This window comes from Leptolyngbya sp. FACHB-36 (genome assembly GCF_014695955.1).
Classification (GTDB): domain Bacteria; phylum Cyanobacteriota; class Cyanobacteriia; order Leptolyngbyales; family Leptolyngbyaceae; genus FACHB-36.
Genome location: NZ_JACJPG010000236.1, coordinates 1 through 2,465, shown reverse-complemented (window position 1 = coordinate 2,465; position 2,465 = coordinate 1). Strand labels below are relative to the sequence as shown.

3 protein-coding genes and 1 pseudogene are annotated in these 2,465 nt (G+C 51.6%); all 4 read left to right on the top strand.

All coding sequences use genetic code 11. The features are described from left to right. Positions 1–66 precede the first annotated feature (66 nt). Complete coding sequence (locus H6F43_RS05665; RefSeq protein ID WP_190341524.1) at positions 67–435, top strand: hypothetical protein; 369 nt, start codon at positions 67–69, stop codon at positions 433–435. Positions 436–654: 219 nt separating this feature from the next. After that, a complete protein-coding gene (locus H6F43_RS05660; RefSeq protein ID WP_199290161.1) occupies positions 655–1,719 on the top strand; it encodes an LLM class flavin-dependent oxidoreductase in 1,065 nt (354 codons plus the stop codon). 132 nt (positions 1,720–1,851) lie between these two features. Next, entirely contained in the window at positions 1,852–2,241 is a 390-nt protein-coding gene (gene rutC, locus H6F43_RS05655; protein WP_190341526.1) for a pyrimidine utilization protein C, read from the top strand. Positions 2,242–2,259: 18 nt separating this feature from the next. After that, positions 2,260–2,465, top strand: a pseudogene (locus tag H6F43_RS05650) (pyrimidine utilization protein B); the annotation flags it as partial.

Below are 2,465 nucleotides of genomic sequence, written 5' to 3'. Positions count from 1 at the left end.
TAGAACGCTGGGGATCGCTCTGGTACGGTGAGCACATTAACCAAAAGTTCTAAACAGGAGTGTTTTATGTCTGAAGTTGCTAGTAACCTAGATGGTCCTCAAAATCAAGACGCGCAGTTAGCGGCAGAGGCGATCGCCGCTGGTCAAGAAAAACTTCCTAATGTCGATGTTGAAGCAGACTACGAAGCCGCCCAGCAGTTTAGCGTTAGCCCTATCGATCACACAGGTGAAGGAGCACAAGCCGCACGGGACGCGACTGCTCCTCAGTTTGAAGTTTCTCAACCCGAATCGACCACCACAACCGCTCAACCCACAGGCGATCCTGGCGATTACCTGGACATGGCAAGGCAAGTCAGTCCGGCTCCGACCGGAGCTAGCAATGTGACGGATGATCTGGTAAACAAGGCAATCGAGAAGGGACAGCCAGGGCAATAGTTAGCGCCCAGCAACCAGTAATTGTGATTCGTTAAATTGAATTTTTTATCGAGGGTGACGATCGTCACCCTGTTTTGCTGTGCGGCCGCCGCAGCTTGAAGTGTTCAGTAACATTTACTTCAATTCAGGTTGAACACACTGCCTATAATTCGACAGATCTCGCAGCGATACCATTGCATCGTTTGCGGTTCCATCAATTGAGGCAAGCGTGTAGTTGAGATGAGCTATCTGGATTTTGGAATCTTTATTCCGATCGCCAATAACGGTTGGATCATCTCGAAGGCATCTCAATATATGCCCTCGTTTGAGCTAAATAAAACCATTACTCTAAAAGCTGAATCCTATGGATTTGACTTCGCCTTTTCGATGGTGAAATGGCGCGGCTATGGCGGCGATATTCAGCATTGGGACCACGCGCTGGAATCGTTTAGCTTGATGTCAGGATTGGCAGCCGTCACCAGCAAAATTGATCTCTATGCCTCGATCGCCATTCCCACGATTCATCCAGCCGTGGTGGCTCGCATGGCAGTGACGATCGACGACATTAGTCAGGGCAGGTTCGGCATTAATATTGTGTCGGGTTGGAACAAGCTGGAGTACTCCCAGATGGGCATTCTGACGGATCAGGCATATTTGTCTTACCGCTACGAGTACGCGACAGAATATGTGCAGATCCTGAAGCAGCTATGGCAGCACGGCAGAGTCACGTACCACGGCAGATTCTTTGAGCTAGAGGACTGTCTCTGTCAGCCAAAACCCTCTCGCGATATTCCGATCGTCTGTGCCGGACAGTCCGATCGTGGAATTCGATTTACCGCTGAATGGGGCAGGTATAACTTTGTTTTGGGCGACATGACAACTCTGGGCAACATCAGCACTCGCCTGAAGCAGATGGCAGGCGAATACGATCGACAGGTTGGCACCTATGCCCTGTTTACTGTAATAGCGGCTCCGACTGATGAGGAAGCGCGGGCGCGAGTTCAGTGGCTGATGGATCATGCCGACATGACGGCAATTCAAAGCTGGGGTGGTGCTTTGGCAACGGACAAAGGCGGCGGGATGGCAACCGCAATGCAGGCAGAAATTTTCATGGGAATTCCAACGATCGTCGGTTCTTATGCAACGGTTGCAGCGTATCTCGATCAACTGTCAGCGCAAACAAGCATGGACGGAGTTCTGTTTACGTTCCCCGACTTTATCGACGACCTGACGGCATTTGGCGAAGAAGTTATGCCCTTACTCCACTGCCGCAATTCGTTAATAGACGCCGCACACGTTGCCTGAACGATCGATTTGTCTGGGATCATTTGCCTGAGATCAATGCTCTTGCAGCCATTGCTACAGATCTCGATCGATAACCTCCGTATTTTTGTATGGGATCTGCTGTCCTGCGATCGTGCGTTTGTGAGTGTTGCTATGCCAGGTCGTCCAATTATTCCACCCGGTTCACCACCTCCGTTAGCCCCCTACTCACCCGGAATGAAATCGGGAGAAGCGCTGTACGTTTCGGGGACGCTTGCTTTAGATGCGGACGGTCAGCTTGTCGGCGAAAACGATGCTACGGCTCAAACCCGTCAAGTTCTGGAGTCGATTAAAAGCGTTGTTGAGGCAGCCGGTGGCACCTTGGCGGACGTAACTTTTAACATGATTTTCTTAAAAGACTTTGCCGACTACCCCAAAATGAACGCCGTCTACGCAGAGTACTTTCCCCAGCCGTCGCCTGCCCGCTACTGCATCCGAGCGGACCTCGTTAAGCCAGAGTTTTTAGTCGAAATCGCCTCGATCGCCCACATCAGCAACGGTTGATCTAACTCGTTAATCCTCATGACTTCCCCCGTGACGATTTCAGCCGGACCAGAGCCGATCGACTTCGCGCCCAGCGAAACGGCAGTGATTGTAGTAGATATGCAAAATGCCTATGCCTCGAAGTGCGGCTACCTGGACATTCTAGGTGTAGACCTGTCAGGAATTCAGCCTGTGATCCAGTCCACACGAGCCGCGATCGACGCCTCGCGCCGCGCTGGAATGCA